The following is a 21,328-nucleotide window of genomic DNA, read 5'->3' on the forward strand; positions in this document are numbered from 1 at the left end:
GAGGTAGGCATGACGATATCCATGATCGTGAAGAGCAGCAATCGCCCCTTTGCGACCGCTGAGCGCTAACGGCTTTACCAAGTGCGACGGGCACTCTGTGGGGAGCGGGTTTTCCCGCTAAGCAGACGACGCGGTGGATGTCACCGGCTTTGCCGGTGTTGGCGGGTTAACTCGCTCCCACAAAGTCCGCTATCAGAGGCAAGGGCCGGCAAAGGCTCGCGCCCCACAGCGGGCCTCGGTCATTGATGATCGCGGTCGTAGCGGGTGCTTCAGGGCGATACAACGCGTTAACCCGGTCGCCTATGGCGTAGCCGAAGATCAACCCATTTTCGGAGTTCCTGATCATTCTGCCCGTGACGTCCCTAAATTCGATTTGTGGATGATCGCCGCGCGTTCACAGCGCCGACATTACCTTGGGAGCGTTGGGCGTGAGAGGCGCCGATGCAACGGACGCAGCGGACGCCGACGAAGACATTCAGGACGACGGTCAAGTCATTTACGCATGAGGAGAAAGGCAATGGACAACTACCACCTGAGCCTAACCGCTGATGGCTGGGAGCTGAAGAAAACCGGTGCGGAACGAGCCGCCAAGCGCGCCGCTACGAAGCAGGGGTTGGTTGGTTCGCTGTCTGACTTCTTTGATGGCAAAACAGCTTCGGTGAAAATTCATAAAGCTGACGGCACTATCGAAGAAGAGCGTACCTACCCACGTTCGGCTGACCCGAGGCGTTCGAAGGGGTGATACCAGTTACCGCTGCAGGCCTGGGTATCAGTGTCAGCGATTCGACCGGGCATGGGCTGTACAAGTGGCTGCTCGCGAGCTTCCTGATCGGGAAGAGGATTCGTTCCTCCTTCGCCGTGGAGGAGTACCGGAACTTGGTTGATCGGCATGGCCTGGATACGCCGGAGAAGTTGGCCCGCTGTTCCCATCGGGATCTCGTAAGACTCCTAGGCCAGGCAGGTTACGCGCGATACGACGAGTCCACGGCGAAGCGGCTTCATGCTTTGAGTGTTCGGGCCGCTAGCGAACTCGATGTTCAGTTGATCTCGCTGAAAAAGAACGAGTTGGACACCTCTGCCTTCCAGGCCTGGCTTTTGAGCTTCGAAGGGGTTGGCCCTAAAACTCTCGAGATTTTTATGCGTGAAGCAGCAGCCCTCCTTGAGCACCGCTCTACAGCGGGATCGTCACGCTGAAGCAGGTGCCGCTCTCTTCAGAGGATGACACGTCGATTTTCCCTCCATGACTGGCGACGATTTCAGCTGCGATGAAAAGGCCTAACCCCAGGCCTTGGGAAGCTTTGCTACCCGTCTCGGTATAACCAGAGTATCGACGACCAGGATCAAACAAGGATGGCATAGCGGCTGGAGAGATGGGCTCTCCGGCGTTTCTGACTTCGAAGGTCATTGTGTTGTGGCTGCCTTTGAGGGCGACCTGGATTGGCTGCTGCAGGTCACCATGCCTGACTGCATTACCAATCAGGTTGGTAAATACCTGAGCCATTCGCTCTGGATCAAAACCACCCACGACCGGATCGGTATCATTGAATATAATCGTCGCGTTTGGCTCCCCAGAACTCAGTTCCTTGATTGTCGTGCGGCAGATCAAATTCAGCTCGGTGGGACTTTTGACAACCGGAATACCGGTGCCAAGGTTGCATCGTGCGAGGTCGACCAAATCGTTGACCATACGATTGGCTCGGCGGGCGCTGACCCCAACCTGAGCAGCAATGTCTTTTTCTCGATCCGAGAGCGTTTGGCTTTTTCTCAGTAAGTCAGCGCCCATCAGTATCGCTGTCAGGGGGGCTCGCAAATCATGTCCCAGCACGCCTAAAACCATTTTTCGGGTCGTTTCGACAGCTTGACCGTAGGCGCTGATTGACTCCACCAGCGCCTGGTCAATGGCCTCGTTAAAACGCACCATGTCCTCGATTTGCGAAGGTGAGCTGAACGCTTCCTCTGCCAGCCACAGTCGTAACACGCTGGATCTCAAGGCGCGAAATTCCGACACCATTTGATCCATGGAGAACCCGTCTATAAGCCTGAGAATGGCGTGCGTTTGTGCTGCAGTTTCTTGGTCAATCTGCGGCGCCAGGCCTTGGGATTTTCTTATTTGCTGTCGTTGTGTTTGCGGAGTTCGCATGTCCAGGGCGGCAGCCTTGAGTAGCTGTTCTGCATGGTTTCTTAGCGCACTGGCCGCCAGATCCTGTCTAGGGACATCAATGTCTCTGGCAAAGCGCTCCCACGCTTGGAGGATCAGTTCAAGATTCGCTTCGATGAAGTCGGGGAGTCGCATCGTCTACCTCTTCTTTGGCTACTGCCACCCCAGGTCAGCCGTGAACTATAGCCGGTAAGCCAGCACTCCGCCCCGTGCGACAACGGCCAGAACGGAACCTCAAGCCTACTCTTTTGACCGTAGGAGTGGGCCACGTCTGTCGCCAAAAATGTTGTACATATTCTTGTTTTTGTACAAGCTTTAGTCGTGAAACTTTTTGAATTTAATGCAGTTACGTCGGCTCCATATCTTATCGACAGGAGCCTGAATCATATGTCTTCACTGAAACTTTACGTCATTGACTATCAGCTTCGCGGAGCGTCCAAGCAATTTGTCATCCGCTTGGAAAATATGTCCAATGCGGAGGCCTGGCATTGGGCGAGCTGTGACGCCGGGATTGGAGTGATCCCAAGGTTCGCACAGCAAAACATTCGCAAGGTGGGCCGTCTCATGGCGGAGCGTTACGGTCTTTCTGACGTTCGTTGGAGACTTTCAAGCAGCGTCTCGGCATGATTGTCGAAACGGCCAACGGCCTTGAGCGAACCGCTCCGCTGATCGCGGCACGCTCAGTCTTCTCATGGCGGTGGTTCAAATGAGGTTAGAAGCTGACGGACTATCGTTAAGCGGGCACCATGTGCTGATCGTGGAAGACGACGAAACCCTCAATATGGTGCTGGCCCAGATTCTCACTGAGCTGGGCGCTTGTGTAGCGAGTTTTGGCAACGCCGAGGATGCGCTGATTGGTCTTCTTGAAAATCACGGCGCTTGTTCATTGGTGATTGCCGATCACGGCGTTCCTGGAGCCCTCAAGGGCTTGGAATTTTTGCAGATGGTCGCTGAAAAATGGCCTCATATTCCCGCCATTCTCACTTCTGGGTATCAGTTGCAGCCCACCGGTGCACCTCCTGTGACATTCCTGTTCAAGCCGTGGTCGGTTGAGGAGTTACTATCCGCGATTGGCCAAGCAATGGCAGGGGACTCGATCATGGGTGTTCTGGATCAGTAAAACCATCAGAAAGGTGATGATCGTTGTGGAGGTGTTGATGATGAGCTGCCAGGTATCGTTGGAGTGAAACCATGGCCCCGAGGCTGCCCACATTCCAATCAGTACGATGGCGATGAGGAAAGTAGTTGGCCTGCCAGCATGGTTGGAAAGCCATTGGCAGAACTGCGCGAATTTCATGATGCTTTTCCTTTTGAACACGTTGCACATGTTCCATTGACCCTCAAACTGTTCAGAAATCTTTTTTTACATTTGCTCGGCCTGACTAACAGCCGCATGTTTGGGCTTCGAGCTTTGGAGTCAGTCATGTTGGGGGTGGAAGCCGGTGTGTTGTGTCCTGCGGGTACGACTCGACTGCCTCGTGCCTGGCCCACGGAACATAGTCAGTCCTCGAGCGCCACGGTTAATGCGGGTCTGCAGCGGCAAGCAGTTCGCTGATGGTGTCTCCGAGCGCATCAAGGGTGCACGGCTTGGTGATGTACCTGGCATTAACAGGGAGGCAGCCTGGAAGTAAAACCGTGCGCCCAGAAATGATGATGACGGGAAGGTCGCGGTTGGTTGACCAGAGCGTTTTGGCGAGCCCGAGCCCATCAGTGGTGCCTGGCATGTTCACGTCCGTAATGACGAGAGCAAACGGCTCGGCGTTTAACCTACGAAGGGCGTCGTCGGCGTTGCTGCACTCGACGACCTGGTAGCCGAAGTGTGTCACGGCGTCGGCCATCAGGCAGCGCAGGATGTCATCGTCTTCAACCAACAAAACCTTCTGTGCCATAGAGCTCGATCCTTGTTGTTGTACTCGTTAGTGGATCCTCCGAGCACAGCGTTGCTTGCTCCTGACCAATGGTGACCAACCCGCTAACAGATCTCGATTGAGTCGAAGTTCCGACGCCGCTGTCTTCGCTTTAGGTCATTCGTAGCCACAAGGCTGCCAAGGAGCGAGTGTGAGGATCGGTTGCTTGGGATGGGGATCACTGATTTGGATACCTGGGGAGCTTCGTCTGGCGGGAGACTGGCGAGCGGACGGCCCAGCACTCCCTATCGAATTTTCAAGGGTCGCTGATGGGGGGGAACTGGCGACAGCAATATGCCTTGGCGCCGCTACGGTCGATGTACTGTGGGCTCCCCTCATAACGAACTCACGCCAGGGATTACCTGAACAAGGTGCCCGCACAGATCCGTACCGCATACCGGCAGTTTTTTGCCGAGCGCCTCGGATGGTGATTCAGCCCGGCTGTGCTTTCGTTGAAGCACGGCCTAGCACTTCCTGTGAATGGTTTCTTCATCCTCGAGCAGGGGAATACAATGCGTAGATCTGGTTGGTTTCTTATGGTGCTTGGCAGTGCAGGGCTCGTCGGTACGCTGGTACTGCTGACTATCACGTTGATGGATTTTAGTAATGCCCCTCGCGCCTCGATGGTGGGGAGCCTGTTCATGATGGCAGCGTCAGCGCTTCTTCTCGTCATCGGCAGACGGCTTCGGGCAAGAGGAAGGCCGCTGCTGCCTATTTTGCTTTGATGCTGCGGTCGTCAGTAGGCCTACAGTCTGTTTCAAAGATGCCAGGGTGACGCTCACCCTGGCAAAGCTCATCAAGGCTTAGCGGCTTTCGCTGTTGCGGCCACCGCCATGGCTGTTCTGTCCACCTTTGGGGCCAGCCTCAGAGGCTCGCTCACGGTCATTGGCGAAGTTGCCGCTCGAGGATTGTCCGCCCTCGCGCCCGGCTTCGGACGCTTTCTCGCGGTCGTTGGCAAAATTGCCTGGGTTGTTCTGTGCGGTGCCGCCTTGATTGCCGCGATCACCTTGATTGTTAGCCATGATCTTTCACCTCATGTGTCACACAGGAAAGTCTGTGTTCAATTCGGAGGGGTAAAAGCCACTGTTTCGCACACCTGAATTTCGCTTTGCCCGACGGGTTGCGTTAAGAAAGCTGCTTCACGGACTGTGGCGAGCCAACTCTTAGCATCCCAGTAGAACAGCTCGAGACCTTGCCCATTCGGCTCTCACGCTGAACTGAAGTTCTTTTTGCCTCCTCGAATTTGGACATGGTCTCAGAGAGGATTCGGTGAATGGACGACACGGCCCTGGCATTCATGATCTTCGCGACGGAACACCCGGACGCGCTTGCCCAAGTCCAAGGCTTGAGTGAAGCGGAAGCGCTGGAGGCTGGCGAGCCGCTGTCGGCCCTGCGTGACACCATGGTTGTCCAGACCCTCACGGCTGAAGCCAGCAAGCAAGGCGTTTCCCTCGATGAGCTGGTTCAGACGCTTATCGGAAGGGACGACGTGGAGGAGGGCGATGCGACCATCCCAGGCTTGGAAAAATACAACCGGATGCGTGATTTCAACGCCTCACCGGAACCATCGGGAGCAGGGAAATCCGCTCGGCGTTCGAAGCGCGCAGCTGCTCATGCCTTGCAGTTTTGCGTTCAAAAGCACGATGCCACACGACTGCACTACGACTTCCGCCTGGAGCTCGACGGCACGCTCAAAAGCTGGGCGATACCCAAAGGCCCATGCCTGGATCCCAAGGTAAAGCGCCTCTCGGTGCATGTCGAAGATCACCCTCTCGATTACGCTTCATTTGAAGGCACGATACCGGAGGGTCACTACGGTGCCGGGGATGTGATCGTTTGGGATCGTGGAATATGGCTTCACCAGGGCGATCCGGCTGAGGCCTACAAGAAAGGTCGTATGAAGTTTGAGCTGCAGGGTGAAAAGCTCTCGGGCCTGTGGAACCTTGTCCGGACGAACATCGAGGGTAAGCAGGAGCAATGGTTTCTGATCAAGCATCAGGACGAGGCCGCTAAGCCGCTCGCTGATTTCGACGTTGTGGTCGAGATGCCTAACAGCGTGCTCAGCGACCGCACCATCATCCCCAAGAAACCCGGTCGGGCCAAGGCGGGGTCATCCAAGCCGAACCCTCCCGCCAGCGCCACCGGGCCGAGCACAGAGGGCGCCGTGGCTGCAGCGCTGCCAGAGAAGCTCTCTCCACAGCTAGCGACGCTGGTCGAATCCAGCCCTCGAAGCGAGGAGTGGCGCTACGAAATCAAGTTCGATGGCTATCGCATGCTGTGTCGCGTCGATGGGGATGACGTCCGGCTGTTTACCCGCAATGGTCATGATTGGACTGCGAAGTTGCCCAAGCAGGCGGCTGCAATCGCCTCGCTCGGGCTCGAAACGGCTTGGCTGGATGGCGAGATTGTCATCCCGGATGAAAACGGCGTGCCCGACTTCCAGCTGCTACAGAATGCATTCGACGCCGGCAAGAGCCACGGCATCGTCTACTACCTGTTCGACCTGCCGTATCTCAACGGCGCCGATCTTCGACAGGTGCCGGTTGAGAGCCGCCGTGGACTGCTAAAGCAGATTCTCTCTGACTCGACCGACCCGCTGCTGAGGTTCTCCGAAGACTTCACCGAAGACGTCGACGCATTGATGAACAGTGCCTGCCAGATGCGCATGGAAGGACTGATTGGCAAGCGATTGGGCAGTCCTTACGTATCCCGGCGCAGTGACACGTGGATCAAGCTCAAGTGCAAGCATCGCCAGGAGTTCGTCATCGTCGGCTACACCGACCCGAAAGGAGCGAGAACCGGTTTTGGCGCACTTGTCCTTGCGCTAACCGACCAGGATAGCGGCGATCTGAAGTACGCCGGCAAGGTCGGGACGGGCTTCACGGAATCGACACTCGCCACGATCCTGCAGACACTGCTGCCGTTGGAGCAGAAAAAGGTGCCGGTAGTGAATCCACCGAAAGGTGTTGATGGTAGAGGCATCCACTGGCTGCAGCCGACACTGCTGGCTGAGGTCAGCTTCGCGGAGATCACCTCGGACGGTGTAGTCAGGCACGCGGTGTTCCAAGGTATCCGGACGGACAAGCCTGTCCAGGACATAACGGAGGAGAAGCCGGCGCCTGCGCCGAAAGAGCGAAGGTCAGCCAAAGCGAAATCGGACGACAAGGCCGCCACGACCAAGGTACGGATTACCCACCCTGAACGTGTGATTGATCCCAGCAGTGGTCTTACCAAACGAGACCTGGCCGAATATTACGCGCAGGTCTCACCCTGGCTTCTGCCTCACCTGAAAGATCGACCCATCGCGCTGGTCAGGGCGCCCGAGGGGATTTCCGGTGAGCTGTTTTTCCAGAAGAACGCTGACCGCCTCGCCATCCCGAACATCACGATGGTGCCGAAAGCAGAAGCAGGCAAAGCGGGCATGGTCATCAACAGCGTCGAGGCTCTGGTCGGTGCCGTGCAGATGAGCACCATCGAGCTGCATTCCTGGAATGGCACGACCGAGCACATCGAGCAGCCAGACCGCTTCGTGTTGGATCTCGATCCTGATCCCGCGCTGCCCTGGAAGGCCATGGTCGAAGCCACTCAGCTGACCTTGGTGGTGCTCGATGAATTGGGGCTGCAGTCGTTTCTCAAAACCAGTGGGGGCAAGGGCATCCACATCATGGTACCGCTCACGCCTAAAGCTTCGTGGGAAGAAGTGAAGCACTTCAGTCAGTCCATCGTGAAGTACATCGCCAAGCTGATCCCGGATCGATTCTCTGCCGTGTTAGGCCCAAAGAATCGTATCGGTAAGATCTTCATCGACTACCTGCGCAACGGCAAAGGGGCCACCACTGCCAACGTCTTCTCGGCGCGGGCGAGGGAGGGACTGCCGGTATCGGTGCCGATTTTCAAGGAGGAGCTCGTCGAGCTACAATCGGCGGCCAAATGGAACATCAAGAATGTTCAGGAGCGTCTGGATGAACTGGGTGGCGATGACCCGTGGGATGCTATGCCGACAATTGAGCAATTGATCACCCTGGAAATGAAAACGCGGATCGGAATGAAGTAGCCGCTGATGCGATGCAGAGAAGGGGAAGGCGCTTGGCACATTTCGTCATGCCTGGATTCGCGGCGTCGAGCTTCACCAAGCCCTAATGCTGCAATCGCTGGCTTCACTCATTCCTTTGGAATTATCGAGATTTTTCCGTTCCGCTCCACAATCGCAAATTTGATTTGCTCCACCGATTCTATTCCCTGGCTATCTCGTGCTGATTCGAGAATGTCATCCTCGGTTAGACGAGATCGGCGCATTCGCTGATGCAAGAACTGTCCGTGCTCAACCACCAGGGTTGAGTGGCCATCGAGAAAGCGGGCCAGCGGTCGGGAGTTCAGCTTGGCAAGAGACAAGCCCACATCGACCACGATCAAGGTGGCGATCACCAGCACGGCGTTGGTAAACGAGAAATCCTCGCCCAGAAGAGCCTGCTGCGTGGCTTCCCCGATGATCAGCAGCAAGACGAAATCGAAGGTGGTCAGATCGGCCAGGGAACGCCGCCCGGCTACGCGGAACAGCAGCATAAGGGCGACATACATCCCAGCAGCTCGCAGGATCGAATCCATGACGCCCTCCTAGGGGTAGAGAAATGTGGAAAAGTGGACTTCGGTGTTCGAGCCCGACCTCACAACCCCTTCCAAGCTACCCACGTGCCCACTTCGCAGTGTCAGGTACAAGGTGGCCATACCACCCTTGCTGGTACCCAATTGCAGCCGCAGGGCTGGGCCATGGGAGATCGACACCAGGGGTTCGGGCTGCATAGTCTCGATACTGGCCTCGCGCAGTAGCGGCCCCTCAAGTTCAACCATCACTGGCTGACCAGGGCTCCCCTGAATTGTGATGAAAAGATTGTCGGTGGTGCCACTGCGACTGAGGCGTTGATATTCAACTTTTAATCGACCATCCTGGCTCACCACCTCGGCATCGCTTAGTGGGCCGTCGCCGAACAGCCCTGCCAAGGCTAGCAATACGATGATCACCAGCACATACCACCCCACACGTTCGAAGCGCCAAACGCGCTTCTGCATGGGCATGTTCTCCTGGATCGGGTGACTTCTGGATATCATCTCATCGTTCGGCATTTCATGTGCCCTCAGGCGCGTTCGCCGCGAAGCCAGCGTTGATGGTAATGAGCAAGGCGCGTCAGACCGAACAGCGCGCCTTGTTGCATCACCTCCGCTCTCTCGCCGAAGAAACGCTGAGTACATGTAAAAACCGCAGCAGGCTCGCCAGCAAAGGCCCAAGCAAAGCACATCGTCCCTGGAGGTACCCCAGATTCGTCGGTAGGCCCCGCTACTCCTGTTGTTGCGATTACCACATTGGCATCGCTGTCTCGCAATGCACCCAACGCCATTTCCCACGCCACAGGCTCGCTAGTGAGCCCGTAGCGCTCGATGGTCTCGGAACTGACCCCCAGCAAACGCTTTTTCGCACTCGGTGAATAGACGACATAACCACTCTCCAGTACCTCCCCAGTGCCAGGTACCGTCGCCAACAGCGCCACCATGCAGCCTGCAGTACAAGATTCGGCGGTGGAAAGAATCAACTGATTGTCCTTGAGGTAGCCGAGCGCGGCCAGTACAGGTTCGGTTGCCATGAGGGTATCGACTCGCTTGTTCTTTAGCGGTGGACGCAACCCTCGGGCAATTGGTTCAGCGCTTATTTAGCCGCCTGTCCCATGCCGAAAAAATCGTCTGAACTTTGTCCAGATTTCCACCTTCCCTTATGTATAGGGGCAGCAGACCTACCGTGTTATCGCTGCGGCTATCCAATTGGACATCGGGAGAAACGGAAATGGGTGATCTCGCAACGTACTTCTGGATTGCCGTGGCGGCCATCATTCTGCTGGTTGATCTCTGGGTAATGGTCAGCGTTTTTCGAAGCGACAAGTCAGATGCAGTCAAGGTGCTGTGGGCTTTGATACTGCTCGTGTTGCCGGTGGTTGGCTTGGCTATATGGGGCGTCGCAGGGCCACGGGGGATCAAGCGCGGCACTGGGCCGACATCTCCTGAACACAGCAAAGGGTAGGAGCGGCAGCATGACCAGAGAAGGGCATTATAAGGAACTAGACCTACGGAAATCGCACGGCGAGGAAGAGCGAGATAACGATGCTCATCGCCCGGATGGTGCTGTGGGCTCATCGCACGATTCTACCGCTCAGAAAGCGGCACCTAATCAGGGGCGTCACCAGCGGTGAAACTATCCTCGAAGGCTTGGGGATGAGGCTCGCCGTGAGGCGAGCTTTTTTTTGACTGGACTATGCTCGCACATTGGCTGAATAATGAAGACCCGACAATGTATTCAACGGTGCTGTATGCGGCAGGCGCTTAATCAGGGCGAATTGAGATGAGTGGTCGGGGACGAGCGCGTTTAGGATAGCGAGGGGCGCCTTATTTTCTAATCAAGGGCTGCTAGAGTTCGGCTCGTTTCGGCGTAAAAAGTTAGGCCATTCCGATTCTGGGCGGCTTTCACCGCAGGCGACGCATACGTAGTCTTCGCCAGGCAAACCAAGATAATAAGCCTTTCTTATATACTTGTGAGGGCACGGGTTCGCAATGTGTGGCTTGCCGCTTTTGATTTTCATTATTCTGCTCCAAGCGCTGCCACAGCAATGCTTTATCTATCTGCTAGCACTGGGCCAGTCCTGGCTTGTTTCACTCCATTTTTCTATTCCTTTTCGAAGTAACGTATCGATGCGTTATGTCCCTAGGCAGTGGTTGAGTGACGTCAAGAACTCAGGAAGTGTCGTTTAACTATCATGAATTCAATTATTCTCAAGTAAGTTCTCTTAGAAGAGCGAAAAATCCTGTAGCAATGCTGTCAGTTTTTTTCGATTCGCCGCCATATTCGTTCGTGAAAATAAAAAGCGATGGTGTTACAAGTGGGCTCAATAACCGCGATTAGCCCGCCTGTGAGAGCCGAGCCTGTAAGTAGATAGGCGACCGCAAAGGCAATACTGAAGTGGAGTATGCTAAAACTTAGGGTTTTGGGTAGGGGGCCTTTAGTTTTTGAGTGGCAGCAGTGTACGTCAGATGCGCTTTTCATTGTTGTCCCTTAGCTCGGATTGTTGTGAGCCGCACGTTGTGACATACGGCTCACAGAACTGATCACCGTTTTGCTTCTTCACCGGGAGCAGCCGACCGGCTCAAGAAAGCTCGAGTTATCTCGGGAAGGTGATCTTTCAGCCAATCGGCCATGGCGACCTCCTCTTTCAATATCGACCGGCAGGCCTCGGCAGTGAGTTCATCCCCTGCGAACGTCGCTGCTTCAATAAGTACCGTGTAGGAAGCAATTTCAAAATTTTCAAATACGTATCCAGACATCGCACCTTTAACCACTTCATCGCTCATCGCCATGCCACCCACTGCTTGGCCGAAGGCCATGAGCTTGCCTGCTAAGTCTTTCAAGGTCGAGGTGCTCCTTCCTAGGCGCTCTATGCATTCAACCAATTTCCGTTGTTGTCCTTCCGTTTCGGTGATGTGCTGCGTAATTCGCTCACGAAGATCGGGATAATGCTCCAACCGTTCCGCTTGCGCTTTAAGCATTTTTTCGGCTTGCTGCTCCATCGCGTGAGCATCGCGCAGCCAATCCAATAAATTTTCTGCAGGCTTAGTCATGAGTGCTCTCCATGTAGTGAATTTATTCAGAGCTGAATTCAATTCACTGCGTTCGGCTAGGTTGATGAACGGTTGAGTGCGCAACCTATTTGTCTGCAGTTATTTGGAAAATGATTTTGAACTTTCACATTGTGTCCATTCGTCTTGAGAGCTCTTTGGCGATTTGCACCATTGATCCCTCCGTTAACTCCCACAAAGGACACAGGACGTATTTGCGTGCTGGTTCAACCGTTGGGAGATTTAATATGTTTATCCATAACAAGCGTCTTCAATATACCGTGCGCGTCGCGCAGCCCAATCCCGGCCTTGCCAACTTGCTTTTGGAGCAGTTCGGCGGCGCTCAGGGTGAGCTGGCCGCTGCCAGTCGATACTTCACCCAGGCCCTGGCCGAGGATGACCCAGGCCGCAAAGACCTGCTGATGGACATCGCCACTGAAGAGCTGAGCCACCTGGAGATTGTAGGCTCGATCATCGTGATGCTTAACAAGGGCGCCAAGGGCCGACTTGCTGAGGGGGTCGAAGAGGAGGGAGAGCTGTACCGAGCAATCAATGGCGCCGGTAACGATTCCCACATTACCAGCATCCTCTACGGCGCCGGCGCTCCGCTTACCAACTCGGCAGGGGTGCCCTGGAGTGCGGCCTATGTGGACACCATCGGTGAACCGACAGCTGATTTTCGCTCCAACATCGCTGCCGAAGCGCGGGCGAAGATCGTGTACGAGCGCCTGATGAACGTGACGGACGACCCAGGCGTGAAAGAGGCGCTGGGTTTCTTGATGACGCGAGAAATCGCACACCAGCTTTCTTTCGAAAAAGCACTGCACGCCATCCAGCCTAACTTCCCTCAGGGCAAGCTCCCAGGCATGCCGGAGTTCACCAACAAATATTTCAACATGTCGGGTGAGCCGAATGTGCGCGGCCCTTGGAATGAAGGCGAGGAGTGGGAGTACGTCGAGAATCCATCGGCTGCCGTTGATGGCGGAGATGGCACCGCTTCGGTAGAACTGGCCGCTCCTGATCTGGCGGTATTGGAAGCCATGAAGCTGCGGACGATGTCCGATCCAGCCAGCAACCCGGTCACCGGCGCGGATCTTGGTTCAGGCTTGGTCAACGGTAAAGATGACTGAATTTCGGGAGGCCGCAATGAGCACTTTGAAAAGGAGGGATAAGGCTCAGGTCGGCATCGGCTTTGAGCATTTGATGAGCGCGGCGGTAGCAGAGTTTGAGGCCGACTCGCGCCTGGCTTGCCGAGCGATGCGAGTAAAGATGGCCACAAGCATGTTCGGCGTTGGCTCCCTGCTGCCCAACGATCTGCCCCCAAAGCTTCCCATTGAATCCTTACACGAGAGCTTGGTCAGCCACACCCTGCAGTGAAATCGATTTTCAAACCCAAGGAGAATGACGATGGTTGCTCGCAAAACAGTTGAAGACCTGTTCATCCATGAGCTTTCGGATGTGTACAGCGCTGAGAAGCAGATCACCAAAGCATTGCCGCGTCTGGCTAGGGCATCTACCAATCCGCTGCTGGCGGATGCGTTCACTTCACACCTAGCGGAAACCCAGGGGCAGATAGAGCGCATTGACCAGTTGGTAGAGTCCGCTGGATTGAAACTCAAGCGGATGAAGTGCGTAGCCATGGAGGGTTTGGTTGAGGAGAGTAAAGAGCTGATAGATGAAATCGAGAAGGGGGCGGTGCTCGATGCGGCGCTCATCGGGGCATGCCAGAAGGTTGAGCATTACGAGATCGCCAGCTACGGCACCCTAATTGCGATGGCCAAGCACCTCGGTATGGAAGAGGCGGCCTCGCTGTTGGCCGACACGCTTGCAGAAGAAAAAGCTGCAGACGAGAAGCTGTCAGCGATTGCCGAAGAAGGCGGCAACCAGGCCGCCACCCTCGAGAAGTAACGGGTCGGGCCCAGCCAAGTACGTGCTGGGCCTTCTAGGAATTTGTCATTTCCGCGATTTCTTTCTCGCAACGCGCGTCTTCTTATACAAAAAAAAATTCTTGTGGAGCATTTTGACCCGCCGGTCCGGTATCTCACCGGCGCGGTGGAAATCGGTCGCTATTCGGAGGTGATGCGCCCATGGTGGATAAATCCTTCAGCATAGACCTAGCGTCGTAGGAGAACGACATGCGCATTCGCGGTAAGGCTTTTTGGGCATGGGCTGACCCCACGCTCCACCACCAGATCCATGATGAATCCCTCGCCGATGGTACAACCATTGACGTGCAAAGCAGGCTCTCTCGAGCTGGAGGAACTCAACTGTTCATCGGCGTGTACGCGCCAAGCGGCCTGGTTCTTGATGAACAATTTTTCGATTCACGACCGGGCCAGTCGATGACAACGGCTCTTTCCTGGGGCGTAGATATGGCCCTCCAGAGGGCGCGCGAGGCTTCATCTTCACTTTCTCAAACGGCTGACGTGTCGGATCGGTCTAAGGAGAAAGTGGAAGACTATGTCCGTATCCAGTGAGTCAGAAATTCAAGTTCAGCAAGCGCTGCTGCCAGTGTTTTCCGCAGCCGAGCAACTGAGGCTAGACCCTGAGGTCCTACGGCTCGTGGCGATTGGTGGATTGACGCAGGACTCCCCTCCGGAATGGGTGACTCCGATTCTTCAACCAGAGGTCATTGAGTGGTTCCGCCGGCAAGCGAGATTTGCTGATCGGGACTGGCTCGAAGCTGCGCCTCGATGCCCTTGAGTTTTTGCATTTGCTGTTTCAGCTTTTCGACTTTAGTGCTGAGTAGCCACGACGCGGCATTACGACAGGCACTCATCGCGTCTGTTCCTCGATGGAGGACCGCCTGTTACTGCAGTGCTACTGGTTTTCAGGATGCCGGAGTTGCTCCATGCAGAAGCAGTGTAAGACCGATAAAGAGCGGCGACTCAAGCGCTGCGAGCATGAAGCAGTAGGCGAGAGGGGCAAATCCGATTGGAGCAAGATCCGGAGATGATGAAGGTTCGCCTGGTGGAGCACACCTTTGGAACGAACAGATTCTGGAAGGGAAGCAACCAGTTCGTGACCAAAACCCTGCCGAGGTTAAGCACCGAAATGAGCCTTCACGTGCTCGCCTCCACAAACGCATGGTGAGCATTTTCGGCATCGCAGGACTACTTGAGGCGATCAGGGCGTAACCCCGCCGTTTGCTGGCCCGTAAACAGCTACATGGGCCGCTGACGCGGCCCGTGTAGCACTACAAATGTCTATTTTTCTGGGTGAGGGTATTTACGCTCTCGCCTGATGATTCCGCAGGTAATCTGCTCGGTTCTCAGTTATCGATGCGATTACTGCGTTTTTCCACAGCCTGGATCGATAGCGGTCAGTCGTTAAGGGCTGCCAGCAGCCAGAAATGATCACACTGAGTCCTCTACCGAGCTTCCCGTACTCAGTTAACCCTCGTAATCGCTCTTCTGTCAGTTCTCCTGCGGCAACCGCTTCGGCTTCAAGCTGCACTCCATCGGTATCAGTGGCTATGAAGCGAGAGGGGTTAACCACGGGAATCAGCTGGATACAAGCCCTGACCACCGGTCACCAAACAGGGCGATTGCCAAGCCTCCGAGCATCACGATTACCCCGGCCAACTTGAAACCAGATACCGGCCTCTCGACTGCCCCGAGCAGTCCGAAGTGATCGATAACTAGGGACGAAATGATCTGCCCGGCGATGGCGAGGCCAAGCAGCGCTGAAAGGCCTATTTTTGGCGCGAGTACCACGTAGCTGAGCAACGCGCCGGCACCTAGCAGGCCACCTAGAAGGCTCCACAAAGGCTGGGCAGGGATAGCCGCGATTGAAGCCACTATCCCGCCACGCATCAACGAAAAGATGCCCAGGCATAGCGCACCGGCAGTAAAAGAAAACAGTGCCGCCGCTACGGAATCTCCACCCACACCTTTAGCGAGTTGGCCATTCAGCGTGGTCTGCAGGGTGATACCAAGCCCCGCGCAGATAGCCAGTAGGTAGTAGGCTGCATTCATTTAACGCCTCCTTACTTGGCTGACTCAAGCGGCAAGAATGCCTCGGCAAACATATCCGGCTGATAGCCAGCAGCAGCAAACAGATGCTCACGCGACTCGTCGATCGCCGCGCGCAGCTTTTCGCTATTCACACCCAGAACCTTGCCGCCCTGCTTGACGATACGCCCGCCGATCATGACAGTGTCGACATTGCTGCGCTCTGCCGCATGTACCACGGTGCCGAAGGCATTACCTGACGGATAAAGGTTGATGTCCTGCGCGTTGATAAGGATCAGGTCAGCCTGTTTGCCGGGAACCAGGCTGCCGATTTTGTCATGCAAGCCAGCGCAGGTGGCGCCGTCGACAGTCGCGGCTTTGAGCAGAACATGGGCGGGCAGGGTCACCACCGGATGATGGTCTTCGCTGCAGCAGCGCTGCTGATGCATGCCCAGGACGCGCTGCAGATAAAACGCTACCCGCATCTCCATGAACATGTCGCCGCTGTAGGACGTTTCGTTATCGACGCTCAGCCCAGGGCTGATGCCATGACGCTGAGCCGCCTGCATGGCGAACATTCCATCTTCAATGCCGTAGTGGGCATCTGAACGCGGGCATACGTTGACCCGCACGCCAGCCTCGCGAAGGATCTTCCACCCGGCGTCCGGCAGCGCGGTGCAGTGGTTGAAGATGTTGTCAGAGCGCAGCAGCCCCTCGCGATGCAAGCCTTCCAATTCAGCTGCCATGTCCCCACCAAAAAACTCGGTGATGATCGGTAATCCCAGGCGCCTGGCCTCAGCCCACAGCTCAGGTTCCAGCTGCGCCATCACTGCCAGTGAGAGCAGCGGGTTGTCACCGTTCTTGATGTATTTGTCCTGCAGACGCTCGAGGTTGCCCGGCCAGTGGGCTTTGTCCCACTCACCCGCCACCGGCGCTCCCGAAGCATGTACGGCGCGTATGCCTGCATCGAGCAGCGCCTCTACTGCGGCATCGGAGTGCGCACCGGTGCGGCTGTTATGCGAGTTGTCGACAAGGGTCGTGATACCAGCATCGATACAGCCCAATGCACTCAGCAGGTTGCCGATATACATGTCCGCCGGACGATAATATTTGGCGAACGAAAAGTGGGTGGCGTTGCAGTAATCCTCCAGGGTTGCGGCGTTCGGATTAATTCGCCGTAGTTGCCCCTCCCAGGAGTGACGGTGGGTATCGACCATGCCCGGCATGGCGATCATGCCGGATGCCTCAATCACAAGAGCGTCGCCGGCTTCGAGATTTTCATCGATGGCCGAGATGGTGCTGCCTTCTATGAGGATATCGCCACGCGCCAGATTGCCGATGTCGCCGTCCATGCTCAGCACAGTTGCGCCGCGGATAAGTGTGCGTCCGGCCGGAGCGGCTGGAGCCTGCACTATGCTGCGGGTGTATTCACCCATTTCAGTACCCCTCTTCAAATTTCGTTGGAAGCAATGTACGCAATTCGATACTGCGGGAAAAAGATGGTAGAACTGTTTTTATTATTCAATTTATGCGAATAATAATGCCTCCTTTCACCGCTCCAAGGCTGTTACCCGTCATGGACCGTATTCAAGCAATGCAGGTTTTCGTCCGTGTGGCTGAGGCAGGAAGCTTTAGCCAGGCGGCGCAGACGCTCTCTCTACCGGCCTCAACGGTGACCAGCAGCGTTAAAAATCTTGAGAAGTACCTGCAGGTGCGCCTGCTGAACAGAACAACGCGGCGGGTTAGCCTGACGCCTGAAGGCGCCCAATATCTGGCGCAATGCAGGGAAATATTGGGACTGATCGAACGCACGGAGACCAGCCTGACGGATTCCGTGAAACGGCCGCAGGGGCGTTTGCGCGTCGATATGCCGGGCGGCATTGCCCACTTCATCGTCATTCCAAACCTGCAAGACTTTTACCGGCGCTACCCGGATATTTACCTGATGATAGGCGTCAACGATCGGCAGGTTGACCTGCTTCAGGAGGGAGTCGACTGCGTCATTCGTACAGGCGAGCTGGATGACTCAACGCTCGTTGCGCGACCACTAGGCCGTTCTCGCTGGGTGACCTGTGCATCTGCTGCCTATCTCGAAGAGAACGGTACTCCGCAGACTCCGCGAGATTTGTCTCGTCACCGGGCCATCCATTACTTCTCGGGCCGTGCAAGGCAAGCAGGTGAGATGCGCTTCGCCCGTGGCGACGAGAAAATCTCAGTACCGGTCAAGGGCACAGCAGCCGTCAACGAGACTGGGCTCTACATCAAAATGTGCCTTGAAGGCTTTGGGCTCGTGCAACTCGCCGAGAATGTTGTTTCCGAACATCTACGAGAAGGGCGGCTGGTCGAAGTGCTTGCTGACTGGCAGCCTGACCGGGTTCCTGTGCACTTGTTATATCCACATCAGCGCTTTCTATCACCAGCTGTGCAGGCGTTCGCTGACTGGATCGCTGGGCTAGTTCACGACGGCGGTTCGCCTGCTGGCTGATCAGGAGATGAAAGCTTCTCCGGACTAAAATGCCAATCACTATTGGCGTTTATAGGATGGTTGAATGGTGCGCCTGGCTTGGCCCAGCAGTAGTGGACCGTGGCTGCAATTAAAAAATCGACGCATTCCGCTGCTCCTGAAAGTGAGCGGTGTCGTCAGCTTCATTTGCACGCAAACCGATGAACGTCAGGCCGAGCATTATGCTGGCGCCCGAGCCGAAGCGCAGGAAGGAGGCCCTCAACATGGCGTAGCCTGGCGCGTAAATGATCCTAATGAGGAGTTAGGTAATTTTGCCCGTCCATTTTGGCTCGGAAGCGGCTCATTCTATGACCGTGCCATGCGGGCGCGTATACCCTTGCCGTGCTGCGCAGACTGCGCGTAGCGCAGCCCGGCCAGCAATACCCGCCGACGTATGCTGCTAGCCCCTTTATGACTTGGCCTCCGTGACTACCCCTGATCTGCAATAGCCTTATCTGCGCAAGGTTTCAAATAGAAATGCCCTGAACCATTGATTGCCGGCATCAGCGTCGTAGGCACCATGCCAATGAACGGTAGACTCGACCCCCGGCATCTCCACTGGCAGCGGGTAAATCACGAAATCATTCGAATGATTCAGCGCATGTGCGACGCCTTCAGGTAGGGTGACCATCCACCCTGTATGCCTGAGTATCTGCGGCACAACTGTAAAGTGGGGTACCCTCAAAGCGATGTGTCGATTCAGGCCACGTGAGGCCAGAGTGTCCTCGATGGCTAAGTGGCTGCTGTCAGTGGAGGTGACACTGACATGGGAGAGGGCAAGAAAATCCTCCACGCTGATTTTCCCGGCCGGAAGTCCGTCACGCTTGCGAGTCATGCAGGCGTATTGTTCTCGGAACAGGGATTGGTACCGGGTGGTTGTTTTCAGTGTGGGCAGGTTACCAATTGCGAAGTCCAGTTGCCCCATACGCATCCGCTCGACCACCATGGCGACGGGTACCAGCTCTGATGAGAGCTTAATGGCCGGCGCAAGCGTTTGAAGCCGTTCACAAAGCGACGGCAGGAACACCTGTTCGCCGATGTCTGACATACACAAACGGAACTCCCGGTCGCTAGTACCAGGATCGAAGGGTTCGGTTTCATTCAGAGCATCGCGTATTGCCGTGAGTGCCCGTCCGATCGGTAGGGCAATCCGCTCGGCGGTCTGGGTCGGCATCATGCCTTCCGGCGTGCGTACGAATAGCGCATCATCAAAAAGCTTGCGAAGTCGACCCAAGGCGTAACTTACAGCAGGTTGTGTAATCGCCAGGCGTCCAGCCGCGAGTGTCAAGCTGCGTTCCTCCATTATGGCCTGAAAAACCCTAAGCAAATTTAGATCGACATCATTCAAGTTGCGCATTCGTATAAATACCGTTTATCAATTGTATAATTGCCATGAATTTGACTTATAGAGTACAGGTTCATAGACTTCGGAACAACAGCGAGGCGATACAACAATCTGAGGCTTTGAGTGATGGACACAGGTTTTTGCAAACAACAAGCAGTTGGCGGGGCATTAACACTTCCGGTGCTGCTGTCGAAACGTATTGAACGCAGCCCTGAAACGGCGCTTTTTTCCGACCGAAGCTGCACTTGGACTGCTGCGCAACTTGTCGACGTGATAGGACGGCGTGCCACAACACTAGCGGAATATGGGATAAAGCGTGGAGATCGGGTTGGATTGATGTGCGCCAACCGCGCCGAGTTCCTTGAAGTGCTGTTGGCATGTGGTTGGCTGGGCGCGGTTGCGGTGCCTATTAATACCGCCTGTCGGGGCATGCAGTTGAATCATGTGCTGGCTAATAGTGGGGCGCGCTTGTTGGTCAGTGACGAGGTCAATCTGGATGTGCTCGCGGCACTTGATTACTCTGCGCTTGCTGTCGAAGCCCTGTGGGTCCTTTCGCCGCAAGGCGATGTCAACGCGGTTTGGCAGGAGCGGTTAAGGGTGCGGTCGATGCCCCCTCGCAGTGCGTCCATGGCCCCACCTGCAGTGCTCGAGGATGGCGACCCGCTGGTTATCCTTTACACCTCCGGGACTTCCGGGTTGTCCAAGGGCGTGATCTGCCCGCACGCCCAATTCTTTTGGTGGGGGCTGAATACCGGTGGCGACCTACAGGTGCGCCCCGGGGATGTGCTGTATACATGCCTGCCGTTGTTCCATACCAATGCATTGAACGCCTTTTTCCAGGCCTTGCTGCACGACGCACAGCTGGTGGTAGACAAACGTTTTTCCGCTAGCGGCTTCTACCAGGCGCTGGCGGAAACCGGGGCCACAGTGACGTATCTGCTGGGAGCCATGGTGCCTATCCTTCTCAGCCGTCCGCACAATGAGCTCGAGCGCGCGCATAACGTGCGTGTCGCGCTAGCCCCAGGCGTCCCTGAACAGTTCCACGCCCCGTTTATTCAACGCACAGGCATCGGCCTCATCGATGGTTATGGGGCTACCGAAACCAATGCCGTGATTGGAGGGACTCTGGAGAATCAGCGGCCTGGTTTTATGGGCCGATTGGCCAAAGGCTTCAGTGCCCGGGTGGTAGACAGCCAGGATCAGCCGGTAGCGGATGGCGAACCAGGAGAGCTTGTATTGCGCGCTGAGCAGCCCTTCGCTTTCGCCTGCGGCTACTTTGGTATGCCGGAAAAGACTGTCGAAGCCTGGCGCAACCTGTGGTATCACACCGGCGACCGGGTTGTGCGCGATAGCGACGGCTATTTCCGCTTTGTTGACCGCTTGAAGGACACAATCCGTCGCCGTGGAGAGAACATCTCGTCTTTTGAGGTGGAGCAGGTTCTGTCGAGCCACCCCGCGGTGGAGCTCGTGGCGGTATATGCGGTGAAATCTGAACTGGCGGAAGATGAAGTCATGGCATCTATCGTCATCAAGGAGGGGACTAAGCTCGATCCATTGGAGCTGACGCAATATTGTGAGTCACGGTTGGCGTATTTCGCCGTGCCGCGTTACTTAGATTTTGTTATCGAGTTGCCGAAAACCGAAAACGGCAAAGTTCAGAAATATAAATTGAGAGAACTCGGCGTTACCGCCAGTACATGGGACCTAGAGTGCTCCGGCTACAGGCTTAAACGCGCCTAATCATTTAGCTTTGACTGCCGTGCAATAAAAAACGATGCAATAACAATAAAAATAGCGTTCATAAATATT

General features: G+C 55.8%; 23 protein-coding genes and 2 pseudogenes. 12 read left to right on the forward strand and 13 right to left on the reverse strand.

What is annotated here, in order from left to right; translation table 11 throughout:
* Nucleotides 1–517: 517 nt before the first annotated feature.
* Nucleotides 518–742, forward strand: a complete 225-nt coding sequence (locus H040_RS10060) for a DUF2188 domain-containing protein (RefSeq protein WP_027609189.1) — start codon at nucleotides 518–520, stop codon at nucleotides 740–742.
* Nucleotides 743–1,171: 429 nt separating this feature from the next.
* On the opposite strand, the gene H040_RS10070 is transcribed toward H040_RS10060, so the two are convergent.
* Nucleotides 1,172–2,293, reverse strand: a complete 1,122-nt coding sequence (locus tag H040_RS10070) for a sensor histidine kinase (RefSeq protein WP_027609191.1) — start codon at nucleotides 2,291–2,293, stop codon at nucleotides 1,172–1,174.
* 252 nt (nucleotides 2,294–2,545) lie between these two features.
* Between H040_RS10070 and H040_RS10075 the strand changes: the two genes are divergently transcribed.
* Entirely contained in the window at nucleotides 2,546–2,785 is a 240-nt protein-coding gene (locus tag H040_RS10075) for a DUF6555 family protein (RefSeq protein WP_027609192.1), read from the forward strand.
* Nucleotides 2,786–2,915: 130 nt separating this feature from the next.
* Nucleotides 2,916–3,278, forward strand: coding sequence for a response regulator (locus H040_RS10080; RefSeq protein ID WP_312203977.1), 363 nt, complete (start codon nucleotides 2,916–2,918; stop codon nucleotides 3,276–3,278).
* Here H040_RS10080 and H040_RS10085 read toward each other — a convergent pair.
* From H040_RS10085 to H040_RS10105, 3 genes and pseudogenes are all read right to left on the reverse strand, one after another.
* Nucleotides 3,252–3,455 (reverse strand): annotated as a pseudogene (locus H040_RS10085) (low affinity iron permease family protein); the annotation flags it as partial. The gene H040_RS10080 and the pseudogene H040_RS10085 sit on opposite strands and share 27 nt — an antisense overlap.
* A 223-nt stretch (nucleotides 3,456–3,678) precedes the next feature.
* The gene (locus H040_RS10090) at nucleotides 3,679–4,047 is read right to left on the reverse strand and encodes a response regulator (protein WP_027609194.1); all 369 of its coding nucleotides are present in this window, start codon (nucleotides 4,045–4,047) and stop codon (nucleotides 3,679–3,681) included.
* Between the two features lie 821 nt (nucleotides 4,048–4,868).
* A complete protein-coding gene (locus H040_RS10105) occupies nucleotides 4,869–5,087 on the reverse strand; it encodes a general stress protein (RefSeq protein WP_027609196.1) in 219 nt (72 codons plus the stop codon).
* 251 nt (nucleotides 5,088–5,338) lie between these two features.
* Between H040_RS10105 and ligD the strand changes: the two genes are divergently transcribed.
* Nucleotides 5,339–8,119: a DNA ligase D gene (ligD, locus tag H040_RS10110; protein WP_256208020.1), complete on the forward strand. Its 2,781-nt coding sequence runs from the start codon at nucleotides 5,339–5,341 to the stop codon at nucleotides 8,117–8,119.
* Between the two features lie 107 nt (nucleotides 8,120–8,226).
* Here ligD and H040_RS10115 read toward each other — a convergent pair whose 3' ends face one another.
* From H040_RS10115 to H040_RS10125, 3 genes are all read right to left on the reverse strand, one after another.
* Nucleotides 8,227–8,670, reverse strand: coding sequence for a DUF421 domain-containing protein (locus tag H040_RS10115; protein ID WP_027609198.1), 444 nt, complete (start codon nucleotides 8,668–8,670; stop codon nucleotides 8,227–8,229).
* Between the two features lie 9 nt (nucleotides 8,671–8,679).
* The gene (locus H040_RS10120) at nucleotides 8,680–9,132 is read right to left on the reverse strand and encodes a hypothetical protein (protein ID WP_081717266.1); all 453 of its coding nucleotides are present in this window, start codon (nucleotides 9,130–9,132) and stop codon (nucleotides 8,680–8,682) included.
* Between the two features lie 65 nt (nucleotides 9,133–9,197).
* Nucleotides 9,198–9,701, reverse strand: a complete 504-nt coding sequence (locus tag H040_RS10125) for a CinA family protein (RefSeq protein WP_027609200.1) — start codon at nucleotides 9,699–9,701, stop codon at nucleotides 9,198–9,200.
* Between the two features lie 197 nt (nucleotides 9,702–9,898).
* On the opposite strand from H040_RS10125, the gene H040_RS10130 reads away from it, so the two are divergent.
* Complete coding sequence (locus H040_RS10130) at nucleotides 9,899–10,132, forward strand: PLD nuclease N-terminal domain-containing protein (RefSeq protein WP_027609201.1); 234 nt, start codon at nucleotides 9,899–9,901, stop codon at nucleotides 10,130–10,132.
* Nucleotides 10,133–10,924: 792 nt separating this feature from the next.
* Here the strand turns inward: H040_RS10130 and H040_RS10135 are convergent.
* Both H040_RS10135 and H040_RS10140 read right to left on the reverse strand, forming a co-directional pair.
* The gene (locus H040_RS10135; protein WP_081717257.1) at nucleotides 10,925–11,149 is read right to left on the reverse strand and encodes a DUF2061 domain-containing protein; all 225 of its coding nucleotides are present in this window, start codon (nucleotides 11,147–11,149) and stop codon (nucleotides 10,925–10,927) included.
* A gap of 62 nt (nucleotides 11,150–11,211) precedes the next feature.
* Nucleotides 11,212–11,721 (reverse strand): ferritin-like domain-containing protein, encoded by a 510-nt coding sequence (locus H040_RS10140; protein WP_027609202.1) that lies wholly within the window; start codon nucleotides 11,719–11,721, stop codon nucleotides 11,212–11,214.
* Nucleotides 11,722–11,966: 245 nt separating this feature from the next.
* On the opposite strand from H040_RS10140, the gene H040_RS10145 reads away from it, so the two are divergent.
* From H040_RS10145 to H040_RS10160, 4 genes are all read left to right on the forward strand, one after another.
* Nucleotides 11,967–12,848: a manganese catalase family protein gene (locus H040_RS10145; protein WP_027609203.1), complete on the forward strand. Its 882-nt coding sequence runs from the start codon at nucleotides 11,967–11,969 to the stop codon at nucleotides 12,846–12,848.
* A 16-nt stretch (nucleotides 12,849–12,864) separates the two neighbouring features.
* Complete coding sequence (locus tag H040_RS10150; RefSeq protein WP_027609204.1) at nucleotides 12,865–13,095, forward strand: hypothetical protein; 231 nt, start codon at nucleotides 12,865–12,867, stop codon at nucleotides 13,093–13,095.
* A gap of 30 nt (nucleotides 13,096–13,125) precedes the next feature.
* The gene (locus H040_RS10155; protein WP_027609205.1) at nucleotides 13,126–13,626 is read left to right on the forward strand and encodes a YciE/YciF ferroxidase family protein; all 501 of its coding nucleotides are present in this window, start codon (nucleotides 13,126–13,128) and stop codon (nucleotides 13,624–13,626) included.
* Between the two features lie 227 nt (nucleotides 13,627–13,853).
* Entirely contained in the window at nucleotides 13,854–14,195 is a 342-nt protein-coding gene (locus H040_RS10160; protein WP_027609206.1) for a hypothetical protein, read from the forward strand.
* A 152-nt stretch (nucleotides 14,196–14,347) separates the two neighbouring features.
* Here the strand turns inward: H040_RS10160 and H040_RS27355 are convergent, their stop codons facing one another.
* Nucleotides 14,348–14,497, reverse strand: coding sequence for a hypothetical protein (locus tag H040_RS27355; protein WP_155738207.1), 150 nt, complete (start codon nucleotides 14,495–14,497; stop codon nucleotides 14,348–14,350).
* A 9-nt stretch (nucleotides 14,498–14,506) separates the two neighbouring features.
* Between H040_RS27355 and H040_RS27715 the strand changes: the two are divergent.
* A pseudogene (locus H040_RS27715) lies at nucleotides 14,507–14,855 on the forward strand (IS5/IS1182 family transposase); the annotation flags it as partial.
* 366 nt (nucleotides 14,856–15,221) lie between these two features.
* On the opposite strand, the gene H040_RS10170 reads toward H040_RS27715, so the two are convergent.
* Together H040_RS10170 and H040_RS10175 are read right to left on the reverse strand one after the other, a co-directional pair.
* A complete protein-coding gene (locus H040_RS10170; RefSeq protein ID WP_027609207.1) occupies nucleotides 15,222–15,695 on the reverse strand; it encodes a DMT family transporter in 474 nt (157 codons plus the stop codon).
* An 11-nt stretch (nucleotides 15,696–15,706) separates the two neighbouring features.
* The gene (locus H040_RS10175) at nucleotides 15,707–17,107 is read right to left on the reverse strand and encodes an amidohydrolase family protein (RefSeq protein ID WP_027609208.1); all 1,401 of its coding nucleotides are present in this window, start codon (nucleotides 17,105–17,107) and stop codon (nucleotides 15,707–15,709) included.
* A gap of 140 nt (nucleotides 17,108–17,247) precedes the next feature.
* Here H040_RS10175 and H040_RS10180 point away from each other — a divergent pair, with 140 nt between their 5' ends.
* Nucleotides 17,248–18,156 (forward strand): LysR family transcriptional regulator, encoded by a 909-nt coding sequence (locus H040_RS10180; protein ID WP_027917335.1) that lies wholly within the window; start codon nucleotides 17,248–17,250, stop codon nucleotides 18,154–18,156.
* Between the two features lie 469 nt (nucleotides 18,157–18,625).
* On the opposite strand, the gene H040_RS10190 is transcribed toward H040_RS10180, so the two are convergent.
* A complete protein-coding gene (locus tag H040_RS10190) occupies nucleotides 18,626–19,531 on the reverse strand; it encodes a LysR family transcriptional regulator (RefSeq protein ID WP_027609210.1) in 906 nt (301 codons plus the stop codon).
* 114 nt (nucleotides 19,532–19,645) lie between these two features.
* On the opposite strand from H040_RS10190, the gene H040_RS10195 reads away from it, so the two are divergent.
* Nucleotides 19,646–21,259: an ATP-dependent acyl-CoA ligase gene (locus H040_RS10195; RefSeq protein WP_033693252.1), complete on the forward strand. Its 1,614-nt coding sequence runs from the start codon at nucleotides 19,646–19,648 to the stop codon at nucleotides 21,257–21,259.
* The last annotated feature ends 69 nt before the right edge of the window (nucleotides 21,260–21,328 follow it).

Origin of the sequence: Pseudomonas sp. URMO17WK12:I7 (assembly GCF_003269045.1) — a bacterium.
GTDB lineage: Bacteria > Pseudomonadota > Gammaproteobacteria > Pseudomonadales > Pseudomonadaceae > Aquipseudomonas > Aquipseudomonas putida_J.